Source organism: Georgenia sp. M64 (assembly GCF_038049925.1).
Taxonomy (GTDB): Bacteria; Actinomycetota; Actinomycetes; order Actinomycetales; family Actinomycetaceae; genus Georgenia.
In genome coordinates, this window is record NZ_CP145809.1 from 983,961 (window position 1) to 1,000,913 (window position 16,953).

Annotated in this window: 17 protein-coding genes; 15 read left to right on the forward strand and 2 right to left on the reverse strand. The window is 74.7% G+C overall.

Features of this window, described 5'->3' with window-relative positions; all coding sequences use genetic code 11:
- Window positions 1-100 precede the first annotated feature (100 nt).
- Together AAEM63_RS04415 and AAEM63_RS04420 are read left to right on the forward strand one after the other, a co-directional pair.
- Window positions 101-1,117, forward strand: a complete 1,017-nt coding sequence (locus AAEM63_RS04415) for a beta-eliminating lyase-related protein (protein WP_341360439.1) — start codon at window positions 101-103, stop codon at window positions 1,115-1,117.
- A gap of 162 nt (window positions 1,118-1,279) precedes the next feature.
- Entirely contained in the window at window positions 1,280-2,356 is a 1,077-nt protein-coding gene (locus tag AAEM63_RS04420) for a ScyD/ScyE family protein (RefSeq protein WP_341360440.1), read from the forward strand.
- Window positions 2,357-2,450: 94 nt separating this feature from the next.
- On the opposite strand, the gene AAEM63_RS04425 is transcribed toward AAEM63_RS04420, so the two are convergent.
- Complete coding sequence (locus AAEM63_RS04425; RefSeq protein ID WP_341360441.1) at window positions 2,451-3,446, reverse strand: aldo/keto reductase; 996 nt, start codon at window positions 3,444-3,446, stop codon at window positions 2,451-2,453.
- A 218-nt stretch (window positions 3,447-3,664) separates the two neighbouring features.
- Between AAEM63_RS04425 and AAEM63_RS04430 the strand changes: the two genes are divergently transcribed.
- The 6 genes from AAEM63_RS04430 to AAEM63_RS04455 all read left to right on the forward strand — a co-directional run bounded on the left by AAEM63_RS04430 (window position 3,665) and on the right by AAEM63_RS04455 (window position 8,356).
- Window positions 3,665-4,369, forward strand: a complete 705-nt coding sequence (locus AAEM63_RS04430; RefSeq protein WP_341360442.1) for an NAD(P)H-dependent oxidoreductase — start codon at window positions 3,665-3,667, stop codon at window positions 4,367-4,369.
- 215 nt (window positions 4,370-4,584) lie between these two features.
- Window positions 4,585-4,866, forward strand: a complete 282-nt coding sequence (locus AAEM63_RS04435) for an HU family DNA-binding protein (protein ID WP_123917403.1) — start codon at window positions 4,585-4,587, stop codon at window positions 4,864-4,866.
- 122 nt (window positions 4,867-4,988) lie between these two features.
- On the forward strand, window positions 4,989-5,774 hold the full coding sequence (gene nagB / locus AAEM63_RS04440) for a glucosamine-6-phosphate deaminase (RefSeq protein WP_341360443.1): 786 nt from the start codon (window positions 4,989-4,991) through the stop codon (window positions 5,772-5,774).
- Window positions 5,775-5,862: 88 nt separating this feature from the next.
- Entirely contained in the window at window positions 5,863-6,234 is a 372-nt protein-coding gene (locus AAEM63_RS04445) for a DUF3039 domain-containing protein (RefSeq protein ID WP_341360444.1), read from the forward strand.
- Window positions 6,231-8,066, forward strand: a complete 1,836-nt coding sequence (locus tag AAEM63_RS04450; protein ID WP_341360445.1) for a DEAD/DEAH box helicase — start codon at window positions 6,231-6,233, stop codon at window positions 8,064-8,066. The genes AAEM63_RS04445 and AAEM63_RS04450 overlap by 4 nt, the downstream gene beginning before the upstream one ends.
- Before the next feature lie 134 nt (window positions 8,067-8,200).
- On the forward strand, window positions 8,201-8,356 hold the full coding sequence (locus tag AAEM63_RS04455) for a hypothetical protein (RefSeq protein ID WP_341360446.1): 156 nt from the start codon (window positions 8,201-8,203) through the stop codon (window positions 8,354-8,356).
- A 253-nt stretch (window positions 8,357-8,609) separates the two neighbouring features.
- On the opposite strand, the gene AAEM63_RS04460 is transcribed toward AAEM63_RS04455, so the two are convergent.
- Window positions 8,610-9,980 (reverse strand): nicotinate phosphoribosyltransferase, encoded by a 1,371-nt coding sequence (locus tag AAEM63_RS04460; protein WP_341360447.1) that lies wholly within the window; start codon window positions 9,978-9,980, stop codon window positions 8,610-8,612.
- Between the two features lie 76 nt (window positions 9,981-10,056).
- Between AAEM63_RS04460 and clpS the strand changes: the two genes are divergently transcribed.
- The 7 genes from clpS to rdgB all read left to right on the forward strand — a co-directional run bounded on the left by clpS (window position 10,057) and on the right by rdgB (window position 16,934).
- The gene (clpS, locus tag AAEM63_RS04465) at window positions 10,057-10,344 is read left to right on the forward strand and encodes an ATP-dependent Clp protease adapter ClpS (RefSeq protein ID WP_341361305.1); all 288 of its coding nucleotides are present in this window, start codon (window positions 10,057-10,059) and stop codon (window positions 10,342-10,344) included.
- Entirely contained in the window at window positions 10,344-11,027 is a 684-nt protein-coding gene (locus AAEM63_RS04470; protein WP_341360448.1) for a DUF2017 family protein, read from the forward strand. Before clpS ends, AAEM63_RS04470 begins: the two co-directional genes overlap by 1 nt.
- Window positions 11,028-11,038: 11 nt before the next feature.
- Window positions 11,039-11,863, forward strand: coding sequence for a glutamate racemase (gene murI / locus AAEM63_RS04475; RefSeq protein WP_341360449.1), 825 nt, complete (start codon window positions 11,039-11,041; stop codon window positions 11,861-11,863).
- Window positions 11,860-12,660 (forward strand): MBL fold metallo-hydrolase, encoded by an 801-nt coding sequence (locus tag AAEM63_RS04480; RefSeq protein ID WP_341360450.1) that lies wholly within the window; start codon window positions 11,860-11,862, stop codon window positions 12,658-12,660. The genes murI and AAEM63_RS04480 overlap by 4 nt, the downstream gene beginning before the upstream one ends.
- A 128-nt stretch (window positions 12,661-12,788) precedes the next feature.
- Window positions 12,789-15,464, forward strand: coding sequence for a phosphoenolpyruvate carboxylase (locus tag AAEM63_RS04485; protein WP_341360451.1), 2,676 nt, complete (start codon window positions 12,789-12,791; stop codon window positions 15,462-15,464).
- A gap of 88 nt (window positions 15,465-15,552) precedes the next feature.
- Window positions 15,553-16,323 (forward strand): ribonuclease PH, encoded by a 771-nt coding sequence (rph, locus tag AAEM63_RS04490; RefSeq protein ID WP_341360452.1) that lies wholly within the window; start codon window positions 15,553-15,555, stop codon window positions 16,321-16,323.
- On the forward strand, window positions 16,320-16,934 hold the full coding sequence (gene rdgB, locus AAEM63_RS04495) for an RdgB/HAM1 family non-canonical purine NTP pyrophosphatase (RefSeq protein ID WP_341360453.1): 615 nt from the start codon (window positions 16,320-16,322) through the stop codon (window positions 16,932-16,934). Before rph ends, rdgB begins: the two co-directional genes overlap by 4 nt.
- Window positions 16,935-16,953 lie beyond the last annotated feature (19 nt).

Consider the following 16,953-nt stretch of genomic DNA (forward strand, 5'->3'; position numbering starts at 1 on the left):
AACCCTAGGGACGGGCCCGCCAGGCGTCGTCGCTGCCATGCGGGCAACTTAGGTGGTGGAGATGTCCGGCGGGTTACGCCGCCCGCGGGAGAATCGGCCCATGACCTCCCGCGGCTTCACCTCCGACAACGCCTCCGGCGTCCACCCGGCCGTCCTGGCCGCCATCGCGGCGGCGGGCGAGGGCCACGAACCCTCGTACGGCGGGGACCGGACCACCGCGGCACTCGGCGAGAGGGTGAGCGAGGTCTTCGGGCCCGACGCGCGGATCTTCCCCGTCTTCAACGGCACCGGCGCGAACGTCGTCGCCCTGCAGGCGATGCTCCAGCGGTGGGACGCCGCCGTGGCCACCGAGGTCTCCCACATGGTCACCGACGAGTCCACGGCGCCCCAGCTGGTCGGCGGGACCCGGATCGTCACCGTCACGCACACCAGCGGCAAGGCGACGCCGGCCACCCTCGCGCCGGCCTTCGACGCCTACGACGGGACCGTCCACCACGCCCGGCCGGCGGCCGTGAGCCTGGCTCAGAGCACCGAGCTGGGCACGGTCTACACCGGCGACGAGCTCGCCGCCGTCACCGTGTTCGCCCGCGACCGGGGGGCCCGGCTCCACGTCGACGGCGCCCGGCTGGCCAACGCCGCCGCCCGCCACCGCGTGGGGCTCGCCGAGGCCTGCGCCGGGGCGGACGTCGTCTCCCTCGGGGCCACCAAGAACGGTGCCATGTTCGGCGACGCCGTCCTCGTCCTGGACCCCGCCCTTGCGGAGCCGGTGGACCGGCTCCGCAAGGCGTCCACCCAGCTGGCCTCGAAGATGCGGTTCGTCTCCGCCCAGCTCCTCGCCCTGCTCACCGACGACCTGTGGCTGACGGGGGCCCGCCATGCCAACGCCGTCGCCGACCACCTCGCCGCGCGGCTGGGCGACCTCGGCGTCGCGCTGCGCCACCCCGTCGAGGCCAACGCCGTCTTCTTCGCGGTCGACCCGGGCGTGCTGCCCGGGCTGGTCGCCGAGGCGCCGGTCCTCGCCTGGGACGCGGCGACCGTGCGGGCGGTCGCGTCGTTCGACTCCACCGAGGAGGACGTCGAGGACCTGGTCGCCGTGGTGGCGCGGCACCTGCGCTGACCGCCGCACTCTGTCGCACGTCCGGCGGCAAGGGTGAGAACGGGGGAGCGCGCGAGATCACCCCGGAAATCATCCTCAGCCCCCTTACCGCCGCCGGGACAAGGGCCTAAGGTCCCGGACTGTCCGGTACCGACGGGGTGCCGCTCCTCAAGGAGGACCACGATGGGGTGGAAGGCAGCACGGACCGGCATCGCACTTGCCGGTGGGCTCGTCATGGCGGGCGTCGCGGTGGCACCGGCGACGGGCGACGCCCACTACGACACGATCGTCTCGGGCCTGGCCGGACCGAGCGGGCTGTCGGTCGGCTCCGACGGGTCGATCTACGTCGCTCAGATGTTCGGCGGGGCGCTCTCCGAGGTCAGCTCGGGTGAGATCGTCGACCTCGCCCACCCGGCGGCGGGCATGCTCATCACCGGGGTCGACGCTCGCGGTCGCGGCACGCTCACCTACCTCGAGTCGGGCGGTGGCATGGGCACCACGGACGGCTTCGTCTACCGGCTCCTGCCCAACGGCCGCACCAGGCTGCTCGCCGACCTCGGGACGTACGAGGACAACCACAACCCCGACCAGGGCAACACCTACGGCCTCGTCGGCCTCCCTGAGGGCTGCACGGTGCCGGAGTTCCTCCTCCCCTACGACGGGGGCCTGGACTCCAACGTCTACTCCGTGACCATCCTCGACGACGGCAGCCGGGTGGTCGCCGACGCCGGTGGCAACGACCTGCTGCGCGTCCGTCCCAACGGCGGGGTCGAGACACTCGCCGTCCTTCCACCGATTGCCCTCACGGTGGACCAGACGGTGATCGACGTGGCCATGGCGGACTTCGGCGCCGACATCAGCTGCGCCGAGGGCGCAACACTCAACCTCGAGCCGGTCCCCACCGACGTCGAGGTCGGTCCGGACGGCATGCTCTACGTCACCTCCCTGCCGGGCGGACCGGAGAGCGACGCGCTGGGCGCGAACGGTTCCGTGTTCCGGGTGGACCCGGCCACCGGCGACGTGGAGCTCGTGGCCACGGGGTTCCTCGGCGCCACGGACCTCGCCGTGGCCCCCGACGGCACGATATATGTGACCGAGCTGTTCGGTGGCCGCATCTCGATGGCGGACGGCGACACCCCGGTCGAGGTCCTCGCCGTCGGCGGACCAAACGCCGTCGAGTACCACGACGGTGCGCTCTACGCCGCCGTGGGCTTCGGCTTCGGACCGCCGACCGGGTCGGTCATCACCTTCGTCCCGTAGGCATCACCTGCCGGTAGGCATCACCTGTCGGGCCGGCGGGACGGGCCCGGGCCCGTCCCGCCGTGCGGCCTGACGGGCCCGGGCCCTGCTGATGTCACCAGCGGTGGTGCACCTGCGCCCGGATCCGCTCGTCGTAGAGGCGCTCGACAGCGACGAGCAGCTCCTCGGAGAGCTCGGGCAGCTCGCCCGCGGCGGCGTTGGCCCGCGCCTGCTCGGCGTTGCGCGCCCCCGGGATCACCGTGGTCACGCCCGGCTGCTGGACGATCCACCGCAGCGCGACCTGGGCCGGGGTGGCGCCCGCCGGACCGAGCTCGGCGGCCAGGGCGCTGAAGTCCTTCGCGGCGTCCACGCCCGTGTCGTAGTCGACGCCCGAGAAGGTCTCGCCGACGTCGAAGCTCTCCCCGTGGCGGTTGTAGGTGCGGTGGTCGCGCGGGGCGAAGACCGTGTCGTGGGTGTAGCGCCCGGACAGCAGCCCCGAGGCCAGCGGCACCCGCGCGATGATCCCCACGCCCTTCTCCGCGGCGGTGGGCAGCACCCGCTCGAGCGGCTTGCGTCGGAAGGCGTTGAGGATGATCTGCACGCTCGCCAGACCCGGGTGCTCCATGGCGGCCAGGGCCTCGTCGCACGTCTCGACACTGACGCCGTAGGCCGCGATCCGGCCCTCGTCCACGAGGGTCTCGAGCGCCTCGAAGACGGCGTCGTCGCCGTGGACCACGGTGGGGGGGCAGTGCAGCTGGACCAGGTCGAGCCGCGCGACCTCGAGGTTCTCCCGCGACCGGTCGGTCCAGGCCCGGAACGCCTCGAGGTGGTAGTTCTCGGGCACCTGCTCGACCCGCCGGCCCATCTTCGTCGCGACGGTGACCGCCGGCCCGGCGTGGGCGCGCAGGAAGGCGCCGATGATCGACTCGCTGCGCCCGTCGCCGTAGACGTCGGCGGTGTCGAAGAACGTCACCCCGGCGTCGACGGCCGCCTCGAGCACACCGCGGGCCTGGGACTCGTCCACCTCGCCCCAGTCCGCGCCCAGCTGCCAGGTCCCCAGGCCCACCACCGAGACCTCGCGCCCCGTCGCGCCCAGCACCCGTTCCTCCATGTCCGCTTCCCCTCTCGTCGGTGTCCGGCGTCCATCCTGCCCCCGATCACGTGCCCGTGCGTGCCGGGCCGCGGGGGAGGGCGTGCCGGACGGGACCCGGCCGGGGCGGCTACCGCTCGCACCGGAGCGGCGGGCGGGACCCCGGTCCCGGTCCGACGCGGCGAGGCGCCGGTAGTGTGCCGGAACGTCCGGTTCGACCCAACGGCGGAGGAGTAGCCGTGATCCGACTCGCCATCGTCTCGGCGTCCACGAGCCCGAACCGCACGGGCAGCCCGATCGCCGCCTGGGTCGCGGAGCGGGCCCGCCACTGCCGCGCCTTCGAGGTGGACGAGATCGACCTCCAGCAGGTCGCCCTGCCCCTGTTCGACGAGCCGTTCCTGCCGCGCTACCGGCGCTACACGCACCCGCACACCCTGCGCTGGTCCGAGCGCGTCGAGAGCCAGGACGCCTTCGTCTTCGTCATGCCGGAGTACAACCGCGGGTACCCGGCCCTGCTGAAGAACGCCCTCGACTTCCTCGTGCAGGAGTGGGCGTTCAAGCCCGCCGGCATCGTCTCGTACGGGTCGGGGATGACCGCCGGGATCCGCGGCGCCGAGGCGCTGCGCGGCGTCCTCAGCGCCCTGCAGATGCATCCCGTGCGGGAGACGGTCATGGTGCCGTGCGTGGACGCGCACCTCCACGGCGGGGTGTTCGCACCGACCCCCGGCATGGTGGAGGGCGCCGAGCTGATGCTCGAGTCGATCGTGCGGGCCGACGCGGCGATGAACCTGCTCCGCACCACGACCGAGGAGGTGGGCGGGCAGCAGGGCGACGACCCCGAGCTCGCCGACCGCGGCGACGGCGGCTACGCCCCGCGACCGGCGCGGGACGAGCGGGAGGCGTGGCGGCGCTCCGCGATGGGTCCCGGCAGCGCTCGCGGCTGAGCGCACGGCGGCACGGCACCCGGCGTGCGACGCCTGTGTGACTTGTGTGACAGATGTGACGGATGAGGTGGACCGAGGGTCTCGTCAGAGGGCCAGATCGGCGCAGACACGCGGAAAGGTGGCGTGTGCGGACGACATCGGCGCCCGGCTGTGCGTAGTGTCGGGCGCAGCGGCACCCGATACGGGTGCCCGTTCCGAACGATGAGAGGGTTTCTATGTCCGTCAACCGCACCGAGCTCGTCGCCGCCGTCGCCGAGCGCGCCTCGCTCTCCAAGACCCAGGCCGACGCCGCCCTGTCCGCGCTGCAGGACGTCCTGGTGGACTCCCTCGGCAAGGGGGAGGCCGTCAAGGTCACCGGTCTGCTGAGCGTGGAGCGCGTCGAGCGCGCCGCCCGCACCGGTCGCAACCCCCGCACCGGCGAGGAGATCCAGATCCCCGCCGGCTACGGCGTCAAGATCTCCGCCGGCTCGGCCCTGAAGAAGGCCGTCGCCAAGTGACCCTGCGCTGACGCGCGAGGGACGGGCAGGACCACACCGGTCCTGCCCGTCCCGTCTTCACCGGCGCGGCGGCGACGCCCCGCGTCCCCGGCGCCCCGCGCCCCGAGCACCAGGAGAGTGACGTGGAAGTCGTCATCCAGCCCGATGCGGCGGCCATCGCCCGGCTCGTGGCCGACGAGGTCCAGAGCCTCCTCGCCGACCGTCCCGACGCCGTGCTCGGCCTGGCCACGGGCTCCAGCCCCCTGGCCGTCTACGACGAGCTCGTCCGCCGGTACGAGGCCGGCGCCCTCAGCCTCGCCCGGGTGCGGGCGTTCATGCTCGACGAGTACGTCGGGCTGCCGGACGACCACCCGGAGCGGTACCGCAACGTCATCGAGCGCGAGTTCGCCGGGCGCGTGGACCTCCCGGACGGCGCGGTCCAGGGGCCCGACGGCAACGCCGAGGACCTGCCCGCCGCGTGCACCGCCTACGAGGCGGCCATCGCCGACGCGGGCGGGGTCGACCTCCAGCTCCTCGGCATCGGCAGCGACGGCCACATCGCCTTCAACGAGCCGGGCTCCTCCCTCGCCTCGCGCACCCGCATCAAGACCCTGACCTCCCAGACCCGGCGGGACAACGCCCGCTTCTTCGACGGCGACGTCGACGCCGTCCCGCGGCACTGCCTCACCCAGGGTCTGGCGACGATCATGTCCGCCCGCCACCTCGTCCTCGTCGCCACCGGCGCCGGCAAGGCCGAGGCAGTGCACCACCTGGTCGAGGGCCCCGTCAGCGCGATGTGGCCGGCCACGATCATGCAGCACCACCCGCGGGCCACCGTGCTCGTCGACGACGCCGCGGCCTCCCGCCTCCAGCTCGCCGGCTACTACCGCGAGGTCTTCGCCGGCAAGCCGTCCTGGCAGGGACTCTGACGACGTCGGGACCTGGGTCCCTTGCGCCGTCGGCACGCGAGCGTGGCGCCCGGGTGTGGCACCCGCGGCGGTGCTTAGACTGGGTGCCATGAGCTCCACCCCCGACCGGCCCACCGGTCCGCAGCAGCCGGCACCCCCCTCCAGCGCCCCCGCGGGCGGCACGAGCGTGCTCGAGCGCGAGGAGGTGCGCGAGCAGGTCTCGCCCGGGGACGACGAGCGCTACGCCCACTACGTCCGCAAGGACAAGATCACCGCCGCGGCCGTCACCGGCCAGCCGGTGGTCGCCCTGTGCGGAAAGGTCTGGACGCCGGGGCGCGACCCGAACAAGTACCCGGTGTGCCCCACGTGCAAGGCGATCTTCGAGGGCATGAACCCCGGCGGCGACGAGGGCGGCAAGGGGCGTGGCTGGCCCTTCGGGCGCGGCCGCAAGGACGGCGCCTCCTCGGGAAGCGGGGAGTGAGCGCGGAGCACCCGCGCCGCTCGACGCCGAGCCACCCCGCCGGACCGACCGCCGTCTCCACGGCGGCGGCCGAGAGCCTCTCGCCCGCCTACCCCGCGCGGGCGGCCTGGGGCACGGCCTCGCGCCTGCGCGCCTGGCAGGCGGACGCCCTGGCGCGGTACCTCGAGCGTCAGCCGCGGGACTTCCTCGCCGTCGCCACGCCCGGGGCCGGGAAGACGACGTTCGCCCTGCGGATCGCCACCGAGCTCATCGCGGCCGGGACCGTGCGTCGGGTGACCGTCGTCTGCCCCACCGAGCACCTCAAGACCCAGTGGGCCGACGCGGCCGCGCGGGTCGGCGTGCACCTGGATCCCGCGTTCACCAACGCCCAGGGACGCCACGGCGCCTCCTTCGACGGCGTGGCCCTGACCTACGCCCAGGTGGCCGCCAACCCCGCCCTGCACCGGGCCCGCACCACCGCCGAGCCGACCCTGGTCATCCTCGACGAGGTCCACCACGGCGGCGACGCGCTCAGCTGGGGCGACGCCGTCCTCGAGGCGTTCGAGCCGGCCCGGCGGCGCCTCGCCCTGACGGGAACCCCGTTCCGGTCCGACACCGCGGCGATCCCGTTCGTGGAGTACGCGCGCGACGCCGACGGCATCCGCCGCTCCCGGCCGGACTACTCCTACGGCTACGGCGACGCGCTGCGCGACGGCGTCGTCCGCCCGGTGATCTTCCTGTCCTACTCCGGCCAGATGCGCTGGCGGACCAAGGCGGGCGACGAGGTCTCGGCGACCCTGGGCGAGCCGCTGACCAAGGACTTCACCGCCCAGGCGTGGCGCACGGCGCTCGACCCGGCCGGGGAGTGGGTCCCCGCCGTGCTCGCGGCGGCGGACCAGCGGCTGAGCGAGGTCCGCCGGCAGGTGCCCGACGCCGGCGGGCTCGTCATCGCCACCGACCAGACCAAGGCGCGCGCCTACGCGCGGATGCTTGAGCAGATCACGGGCGAGCCCGCGGTGACCGTGCTGTCCGACGACGACGGGGCCTCGGCCCGCATCGACGCCTTCTCCGAGGGTGAGCAGCGCTGGATGGTCGCGGTGCGGATGGTCTCCGAGGGGGTGGACGTCCCGCGGCTGGCGGTGGGGGTCTACGCCACCGCCACCTCGACGCCGCTCTTCTTCGCCCAGGCCGTGGGCCGGTTCGTCCGCGCCCGTCGCCGGGGCGAGACGGCATCGGTGTTCGTGCCCTCGGTCCCGCACCTGCTCGGCCTGGCCGGCGAGCTCGAGGTCGAGCGGGACCACGCCCTGGACCGGGTGCTCACCGCCGAGGAGAAGGGCACCTTCTACAACCCGGAGGACGCCCTCGTCGCCCGGGCGAACCAGGCCGAGCAGGCCTCGGACTCCCTCATGCTCCCCGGTTTCGAGGCGCTGGGCTCACAGGCGTCGTTCGACAAGGTGCTCTTCGACGGTGGGGAGTTCGGTACCGGCGCCGAGGTCGGCTCGGTCGAGGAGCAGGAGTACCTGGGGATCCCGGGCCTGCTCGAGCCCGAGCAGGTGACCACGCTGCTGCGGGCCCGCCAGGCCGAGCAGGTCCGGGCGCAGCAGCGCCAGTCGGCCGCCGAGTCCACGCGGCGGCACAACGCCGGTGCCGACGACCACCGTCGCCGGGCCGCCGCCCGCAAGGAGCTCTCCGGTCTCGTCTCGGCGTGGTCGCGGCGGTCGGGCACCCCGCACGGTGTCGTCCACACCGAGCTGCGCAACAAGTGCGGCGGACCGGAGGTGGCCCTGGCCCGCACCGAGGAGATCGAGGCCAGGATCGCCCTCCTGCGGAAGTGGTTCGTCGGCCGGAGCTGACGGTCCCGCCGCGCTGACGTGCGGTCTCGGGATGCGGGGGTGACCCGGCGGTGCCACGCTGTGACCATCGAAGGTGCACGGCACGTCCCCGAACCCCGGGGGCGGGAGTCGTTCACAGAATCGGGAGGAACCCCATGTCCCTCTGGCTCATTCTCATCATCGTCGGTGTCGTGCTGTTGGTACTCGGCATCGCGGAGGTTGTCGGTCAGGCCCTGCTCTGGATCGGCGTGATCCTCCTTGTGGTCTCACTCATCATGACGGTCATCTCGCGCGGCAAGTCGCGCGTCTGAGCCGGTCCGGGCCTCAGCGCCCGGTCCCGCAGGAGGCCGCCCCCACCCGGGGGCGGCCTCCTGCCGTCTGCGGGGGTCATCGGGGGCGCGGTCCGCGCGCGGCGGGACAAGCGGCGAGCGTGTGCGGGCGAGCGGGGACGATCTGCCGGGTCGGGGCACTTCCGACGGGTGACAGCCGCCGGATCGTCCCCGGTGAACGAGCGAGGGGTGGCGGGCAACGGGGCCCCCGCGGCCGGCCCGGCCGTCCACGCGCTCAGCGGGCGCGGCGCTCGTCGTCGCGCGGGTCGAGGTCGACGTGCCGGGTCGGGATCGCCGGCTCGCCCTCGCTGAGGCGCCAGGCCTGGTACGGCAGCTCCGCCCGTGAGGCGAGGTGACGCTGGGCGGCGGCCTCCAGGGCACCCGGACCGCGGTGCTCCTCGACGATCTCCCCGCCGACCACCAGCGGTACCTGCAGCGGCCGGGCGCCCGCCCGCTCGATCTCCGTCCGCGCCCGGGCCACGTCGGACGTGGCGACCACGAGCTCCTCGACGGCCCGGCCGGCCTCGTCCAGCACCCGGCCGGCCACCTTGTGCCCGCCCATCGAGGTCTTCGAGGCCGACGCCTTGGCGACCTCCTCCATCCGGCCCTCGGCGTCCTCCCGGACGACGATCTTGTACACGAGCTCGGCCGTGGGGTGGCCCGAGCCGGTGACGAGCTTGGTGCCGACCCCGTAGGAGTCCACCGGTGCGGCCCCGAGCGCGGCGATGGCGTACTCGTCCAGGTCGGAGGTCACCGTGATCCGGGTCGAGGTCGCACCGAGCGCGTCGAGCTGCTCGCGGACGGTGAAGGCCTGGGCCACCAGGTCGCCGGAGTCCAGGCGCACCGCGCCGAGCTCGCCGCCGGCCGCCCGCGCCGCCGCCACCGCCCGCTCGACGCCGCGGGGGACGTCGTAGGTGTCCACGAGCAGGGTGGTGCCCGGGCCGAGGGCCGCCACCTGCGCGGCGAAGGCCGCCTCCTCGTCGTCGTGGAGGAGGGTGAAGGAGTGCGCGGCCGTCCCGATGGCGCGGATGCCGTAGGAGCGGCCCGCCTCGAGGACCGACGTCCCGGCGAACCCGCCCACGACGGCGGCGCGGGCGGCGGCCACCGCGGCCGCCTCGTGCGTGCGCCGTGCGCCCATCTCCAGGCAGGGTCGCCCGTGGGCGGCCACCGTCATCCGGGAGGCGGCCGCCGCGACGGCGCAGTCGTGGTTGAGGATGGACAGGATCACCGTCTCCAGCACGACGGCGTCCGCGAAGGTGCCCTCGACCGTGAGCACCGGTGACCCGGGGAAGAAGACCTCACCCTCGGCGTAGCCGGTGATGTCCCCGCCGAAGCGGTAGCCCGCCAGCCGGTCGAGCGTCTCCCCGCTCACGACGCCCGCGGCCCCGAGGTAGTCGATCTCGGCCGGACCGAACCGGAACGCCTCGACCGCGTCGAGGATGCGGGCGGTCCCGGCGACGACGCCGTACCGGCGCCCCGCCGGCAGCCGACGGGCGAAGACCTCGAAGACGCTTCGCCGCTCGGCGGTCCCCGAGCGCACCGCTCCCTCGATCATGGTCAGCTCGTACATGTCCGTCAGCAGCGCCGTGCTCGCCGTGGTCCTCATGGCCACACGGTAGTGGGCCGCCGCTCTGCCTAGAGTGGGGGGTGTGAGTCCACCCCCCGCCGTCCCGGTCCTCGCCCTGCCCGTGGAGCAGCGTGCCGAGGAGACGGACGAGGCCGAGGAGGTCGAGGCCGACCAGCCTTGGCGGACCATCGTCTGGGACGACCCGGTCAACCTCATGAGCTACGTGACGTACGTCTTCCGCACCTACTTCGGCTACGACGAGCCCCGCGCGCACCGGCTGATGATGGAGGTCCACACCCAGGGCCGGGCCGTGGTCTCCACCGGTCACCGTGAGCAGATGGAGGTCGACGTGCAGGCCATGCACTCCTACGGGCTGTGGGCGACCCTGGACCAGGAGGCCTAGTGCACGCCTTCGTCCCCGTGCCCGGTGGGCACGCCTCGAAGCTCGCGGAGACCGAGCGCACGGTCCTGGCCCGCCTCGTGGCCGACACCGCCGAGCTCCTCGGCACCCGCCTGGCAGAGACCGGCTCGGGAGCCGGGACGGGCACCGGCGCCGGCGAGCTGCCCGCCGCCGGCGGCACCCGCCTCACCCCCGACGACGCCGTCCTCGCCGCCCTGGACTTCACCCCCGCCGAGCACCTGGCCCCCGACGCCCCCGCCGACCCGGCCCTCGCCCGGCTCCTGCCGCCGATGAGCCACGACGACCCCGAGCTCGCCGCGGAGCTGCGTGCCCTGACCGAGGGCGGCCTGCGCTCGGCCAAGGTCTCCCGGCTCGAGACGGTCTGGCGCGAGCTGCGCGGGCCCGCCCGGCCCGGCGGCGCCGCCGTCGTGCGCACGGGGCAGGAGGGGGCGTGGCTGGCCGCCCTGACCGACGTGCGTCTGGTGCTGGCCTCGCGCCTGGGGATCGAGGACGACGACGACGCCGAGGAGGTCTACGACCGCGCCCAGTCCGCCCGCTCGGGCGGCGACGACGGTGACGACGGTCACGACCCCGTGACGGACGCCCTGGCCACGATGTACGCGGCCCTGACGTGGTGGCAGGAGTCACTGCTCGAGTCCATGGAGCGGGCCCGGCGCGCGAAGTAGGCTCGCCCACCATGGACGACGCACCCATCGGCATCTTCGACTCCGGGGTGGGCGGACTGACCGTCGCCCGCGCGGTGCTCGACCAGCTGCCGGGGGAGTCCGTCGTCTACATCGGCGACACCGCCAACACCCCCTACGGGCCCAAGCCCATCGCCCAGGTCCGGGCGCTCGCCCTGGACGTCATGGACCGCCTGGTCGTCTCGGGCGTGAAGATGCTCGTCATCGCCTGCAACTCCGCCTCGGCGGCCGTCCTGCGTGACGCGCGGGAGCGCTACACCGTCGACGCCGGCGTCCCGGTCGTCGAGGTCATCCAGCCCGCGGTGCGCCGCGCCGTCGCCGCCACCCGCAGCGGGCGCGTCGGCGTCATCGGCACCCGGGCGACCATCGACTCCGGCGCCTACCGCGACGCCTTCGCCGCCGCCCCGCACCTGGACCTGACGATGGCCGCCGCCCCACGGTTCGTGGAGTTCGTCGAGCGCGGCATCACCTCCGGCCCGGAGGTCCTCGCCGCCGCCGAGGAGTACCTCGCCCCCGTGCGCGCCGCCGGGGTGGACACCCTCGTCCTGGGCTGCACCCACTACCCGCTGCTCACCGGCGTCATCTCCTACGTCATGGGGGAGGACGTCACGCTCGTCTCCTCGGCCGAGGAGACCGCCAAGGACGTCTACCGCACCCTCGTCGCGCACGACCTCGAGCGCGACCCCGCGTCGGGCCCGCCCGAGCACCGGTTCCTCGCGACCGGGGACACCGGGTCGTTCCAGCGCCTCGCCCGGCGCTTCCTCGGCCCGGAGGTCGTGGCGGTCCAGGGTGCCGCCGAGCTGGAGGGCGCGCGGTGAGGCTGACGGTCATCGGCAGCTCGGGCTCGATGTCCGGGCCGGCCTCCCCGGCGTCGTGCTACCTCGTCCAGGCCGAGGGGCCGGGGCCCGACGGCGCCGTCCGCACCTGGTCCGTGGTCCTCGACCTCGGCCCCGGCGCGATGGGCGCCCTGCTCAACCACGTCGACCCCGCCCAGGTCGACCTCGTGGCGATCACCCACCTGCACGCCGACCACATGGTCGACCTCATCGGCATGCAGGTCTACCGCCGCTGGCACCCCGACGGCGTCCTGGCCCCCGTGCCCGTCCTCGCCCCCTCGGGCGCCCTCGAGCGGGTCCGTGGCGTCGGCGGGGACCCCGAGAGCGAGACCTACTCCGGGGAGTTCCGCTTCCTCGAGCACGACCCGGCCACGCCGCTGCAGGTGGGGCCGCTGCGGGTGGAGTCCTTCCCGGTCGAGCACCCCGTCCCCGCCTACGGCATCCGGGTGACCGGACCGGGCAGCGTCCCGGGCGGGCCCGCGGAGGTCTCGCTCGCCTACACGGGCGACACCGACTCGTGCCGAGGGGTGGTGGAGCTGGCCACCGGCGTGGACCTGCTCCTGTCCGAGGCCGCGTTCCAGGAGGGCCGCGACACCGTCCGCGGGGTCCACATGACCGGCTGCCGGGCGGGCGCCGCGGCCACCGCCGGCGGCGCCCGCCGCCTGGTCCTGACCCACCTCCAGCCCTGGACCGACCCCGACGTCGTGCGGGCCGAGGCCGAGGACACCTTCGCGGGCCCGGTCGAGGTCGCGGTCCCCGGCGCGACCTGGGAGCTCTGACCCCCGCTCCTCGGCGCCGTGCCGGCCTGCTCCCGACGCCGTCTTAAGGAATGGTCATGTCGGGGTGAGGGAAACCTCACGCCCCGGTCACGGCGCGGCACCGGCGGCCCTCGGTAGCCTTCAGGACCATGAACCCACGCAGCGACGAGCACTCCCGCGGGGCGGCCCGCCACGAGGTGCCCGAGGTCATGCGCGACGACGTCCGGCTCCTGGGCGGGATGCTCGGCCGGGTGCTGACCGAGTACGGCTCGCCCGGCCTCTACGAGGACGTCGAGCGCCTGCGCGAGCTCGCCATCGGCGCGGTGGAGCAGCCCGGCGCGGACCTCACCGCCGCCGAGGAGCTCGTGGCCTCCCTCGCGCCCGGCCGCGCGGAGGAGGTGGCCCGGGCCTTCACCTGCTACTTCCACCTGAGCAACCTCGCCGAGGAGCAGCACCGCGTCCGGACGCTGCGGGCCCGCGACGGCGAGGTGCCGCTGGCCGAGCAGCGCCCCTCCGACTCCGTGGCCGCCGCCTACGCCCACCTCGCCGGCGAGGTCGGCGAGGACGAGGCCCGGCGCCGGCTCGCGGCGCTGCGCTTCCACCCGGTCCTCACCGCCCACCCCACCGAGGCCCGCCGCAACGCCGTCGCCAGCAGCGTGCGGCGCCTGGGCGAGCTCCTCGACGAGCGTGACGACCCACGCCTGGGCCCCGGTGCGCGGGACGAGAACGAGCGGCGCATGCTCGCCGAGGTCGACAACCTCTGGCGCACCGCCCAGCTGCGCCCGGCCAACCCCTCCCCGCTGGACGAGGTGCGCACCTCCCTCGCCGTCTTCGACACCTCCCTCTTCGACGTCTTCCCGGCCGTCTACCGGCGCCTGGACGACTGGCTCCTCGGCTCGGGCCGCGGCGCGGCCGAGCCGCTCGCCCCGGCGTTCGTGCGCCTGGGCACGTGGATCGGCGGCGACCGCGACGGCAACCCCAACGTCACCGCGGCGATCACCCGCCAGGCCGCCGCGCAGTCGGCGGACCGGATCCTCACCGCCCTGGAGCAGGTGACCCGGCGGGTGGGCCTCGGCCTGACCCTGGACGACCGGTTCGCCCGGCCGAGCGCCGAGCTCGGCGCGCTCTGGCAGCGTCAGCGCCAGCTCTCCCCGGAGGTGACCCGCCAGGCCACGGAGAACTCCCCGGGCGAGACCCACCGCCAGGTCCTCCTCGTGGTCGCCGAGCGCATCGCCGCCACCCGCCGGCGCGACGCCGACCTCGCCTACGCGCGGCCCGAGGAGCTCCTGGCCGACCTCGCCGTCGTCCAGTCCTCCCTCGTCGCCACCGGCGCGGCCCGCGCCGCGTACGGCGACCTGCAGACCCTCGTGTGGCAGGTGCGGACCTTCGGGTTCCACCTCGCCGAGCTCGAGGTGCGCCAGCACTCCAAGGTCCACGCCCAGACCCTGGCGTGGCTGGCGGACCCGGCGGCCGTGCCCTCGCCGGCGGTCCCGCCCGAGGAGGTGCTCGACACCTTCCGCTCCATCGCGGCGGTCCAGGCCCGCCACGGCGTCGAGGCGTGCCGGCGCTACATCGTCTCCTTCACCCAGTCGGCGCAGAACCTCGCCGACGTCTACGCCCTCGCCGAGGCCGCGATGGGCTCCGCCGAGGCCGCACCCGTCCTCGACGTCATCCCGCTCTTCGAGACCTTCGACGACCTGCGGGCCGCGCCCGACGTCCTCGAGGAGATGCTCGCCATCCCCGCCGTCCAGCGGCGGCTCGAGGCCACCGGGCGCCGGATCGAGGTCATGCTCGGGTACTCCGACTCCGCGAAGGACGTCGGACCGGTCTCGGCCACGCTGGCCCTGTACGAGGCGCAGCAGCGCATCGCCGACTGGGCCCGCACGCACGACATCACCCTCACGCAGTTCCACGGCCGCGGCGGCGCCCTCGGGCGCGGCGGCGGCCCCGCCAACCGGGCCGTCCTGGCGCAGCCGCCCCACTCGGTGGACCTGCGGTTCAAGGTCACCGAGCAGGGCGAGGTCATCCAGGCGCGCTACGGCAACCGAGACATCGCGGTGCGGCACATCGAGCAGGTCGCCGCCGCGACGCTCATGGCGTCGGCGCCCTCGACCGAGCGGCGCAACGCCGAGGCCGCCGAGCGCTACACCGACCTGGCCGGGCGCCTCGACGAGGTCTCCCGCGCCCGGTTCTACGACCTCATCCACGCCGAGGGGTTCGCCCCCTGGTTCGCCGAGGTCACCCCCATGGAGGAGGTCGGGCTCCTCGCCATCGGCTCGCGCCCCGCCCGCCGAGGCCTGAGCGTGGAGTCCCTGGAGGACCTGCGCGCCATCCCGTGGAACTTCGCCTGGACCCAGGCGCGGATCAACCTCACCGGGTGGTTCGGGCTGGGCACCGCCCTGGACGCCGTCGGCGACCTGGACCTCCTGCGCCGGGCGTACGCCGAGTGGCCCCTCCTCGCCACGATGATCGACAACGTCGAGATGTCCCTGGCCAAGACCGACCACCGCATCGCCCGGCGCTACCTCGAGCTCGGGGACCGGGACGACCTCGCCGAGATGGTCATGACCGAGCTGGACCTGACGACGTCGTGGGTGCTGGCCATCACCGGGCACACCCGCCTGCTCGAGGGCCACCGGGTGCTGGGCCGGGCCGTGCAGCTGCGCAACCCCTACGTCGACGCCCTCTCGCTCCTGCAGCTGCGGGCCCTGCGGGCGCTGCGGGACAGCTCGGCCGAGCTGAGCGAGGACGAGACCGCCGACCAGCGGCGCCTGCTGCTGCTCACCCTCAAGGGTGTCGCGGCGGGCCTGCAGAACACGGGCTGATCCCGCGGTCGAACCCGCACCCGGGGCACCCCGCCCCGGGTGCGGGCCCGGGCACGGCTGCCGCGCCCGCACCGGTAACCTCGGGGGCATGACCACCTCCCCCAGCACCGCCCTGCGCGCCGACGGCCGCGCCCCCGACGAGCTGCGCGAGGTCCGCCTCACACGGGGCTGGCTCGACGAGGCCGAGGGCAGCGTCCTGGTGGAGTTCGGCCGCACGCGCGTGCTGTGCGTGGCCTCGTTCACCGAGGGGGTGCCGCGCTGGCGGCAGGGCTCGGGCCTGGGCTGGGTCACCGCGGAGTACGCCATGCTGCCCCGGGCCACCTCCACCCGCAGCCAGCGTGAGTCGGTCAAGGGCAGGATCGGCGGGCGCACCCACGAGATCTCCCGGCTCATCGGCCGCTCGCTGCGCGCCGTCGTCGACCTCTCCGCGCTCGGCGAGAACTCGGTGGTCCTGGACTGCGACGTCCTCCAGGCCGACGGCGGCACCCGCACCGCCGCCGTCACCGGCGCCTACGTCGCGCTCGCCGACGCCATCGCGTGGGGTACCCGGGAGGGGCACGTCCGGCCGCGGGCCGGCGCGCCGGTCCTGACCGACTCCGTCGCCGCGGTCTCCGTCGGGATCGTCGACGGCCTGCCGGTGCTCGACCTGCCCTACGTGGAGGACGTGCGCGCGGAGACCGACATGAACGTCGTCGTCACCGGCGCCGGCGACTTCGTCGAGGTCCAGGGCACCGCCGAGGGCGTGCCCTTCAAGCGTGCCGAGCTCGACACCCTGCTCGACCTGGCCGTCGCGGGGACGGCCCGGCTGCGCGACCTCCAGGCCGAGGCGCTGGAGCGGCCCCTCGAGCGTCGCCCGTGAGCGGTCCGCGTCTGGTCCTGGCCACGCACAACCCGCACAAGGTCGGCGAGCTCCGGGAGATCCTCCGGCCGTTGCTGCCCGGGCTGGACGAGGACGACGTGGTCGGCGCCGCCGACGTGGGCGCCGACCCGCCCGTCGAGGACGGCGTCACCTTCGCCGAGAACGCCCTGCTCAAGGCCCGGGCGCTCGCCGCGGCCACCGGGCTGCCCGCGGTCGCGGACGACTCGGGCCTGTGCGTGGACGTCCTCGGCGGGGCGCCGGGGGTCTTCTCCGCCCGGTGGGCGGGGCGGCACGGCGACGACCGCGCGAACCTCGAGCTGCTCCTCGCCCAGCTCGCCGACGTGCCCGAGGCGCACCGCGGGGCGCACTTCGCGTGCGCGGCCGCGCTCGTCACGCCCGACGGCCTGGAGGTGGTCGAGGAGGGCACGATGCCCGGCACGCTGCTCACCGCGCCGCGCGGCACCGGCGGGTTCGGCTACGACCCGATCCTGCGCCCGGCGGGGGAGGCCCGGTCCTCGGCGGAGCTGACCCCGGCCGAGAAGAACGCCATCAGTCACCGCGGCAAGGCCTTCCGGGCCCTGGCACCCCACCTCGTGCCGCTGCTGGGCTGACACCCCCGCGCACGGCTCC

Bases quoted from the DNA above. Each gene is read 5' to 3' on its own strand.
- AAEM63_RS04425 (WP_341360441.1), bottom strand. From the start codon at position 3,446: ATGGAGGAACGGGTGCTGGGCGCGACGGGGCGCGAGGTCTCGGTGGTG.
- murI (WP_341360449.1), top strand. From the start codon at position 11,039: ATGGACGACGCACCCATCGGCATCTTCGACTCCGGGGTGGGCGGACTG.
- AAEM63_RS04455 (WP_341360446.1), top strand. From the start codon at position 8,201: ATGTCCCTCTGGCTCATTCTCATCATCGTCGGTGTCGTGCTGTTGGTA.
- AAEM63_RS04420 (WP_341360440.1), top strand. From the start codon at position 1,280: ATGGGGTGGAAGGCAGCACGGACCGGCATCGCACTTGCCGGTGGGCTC.
- AAEM63_RS04435 (WP_123917403.1), top strand. From the start codon at position 4,585: ATGTCCGTCAACCGCACCGAGCTCGTCGCCGCCGTCGCCGAGCGCGCC.
- AAEM63_RS04460 (WP_341360447.1), bottom strand. From the start codon at position 9,980: ATGAGGACCACGGCGAGCACGGCGCTGCTGACGGACATGTACGAGCTG.
- AAEM63_RS04445 (WP_341360444.1), top strand. From the start codon at position 5,863: ATGAGCTCCACCCCCGACCGGCCCACCGGTCCGCAGCAGCCGGCACCC.
- AAEM63_RS04485 (WP_341360451.1), top strand. From the start codon at position 12,789: ATGAACCCACGCAGCGACGAGCACTCCCGCGGGGCGGCCCGCCACGAG.
- AAEM63_RS04415 (WP_341360439.1), top strand. From the start codon at position 101: ATGACCTCCCGCGGCTTCACCTCCGACAACGCCTCCGGCGTCCACCCG.
- rph (WP_341360452.1), top strand. From the start codon at position 15,553: ATGACCACCTCCCCCAGCACCGCCCTGCGCGCCGACGGCCGCGCCCCC.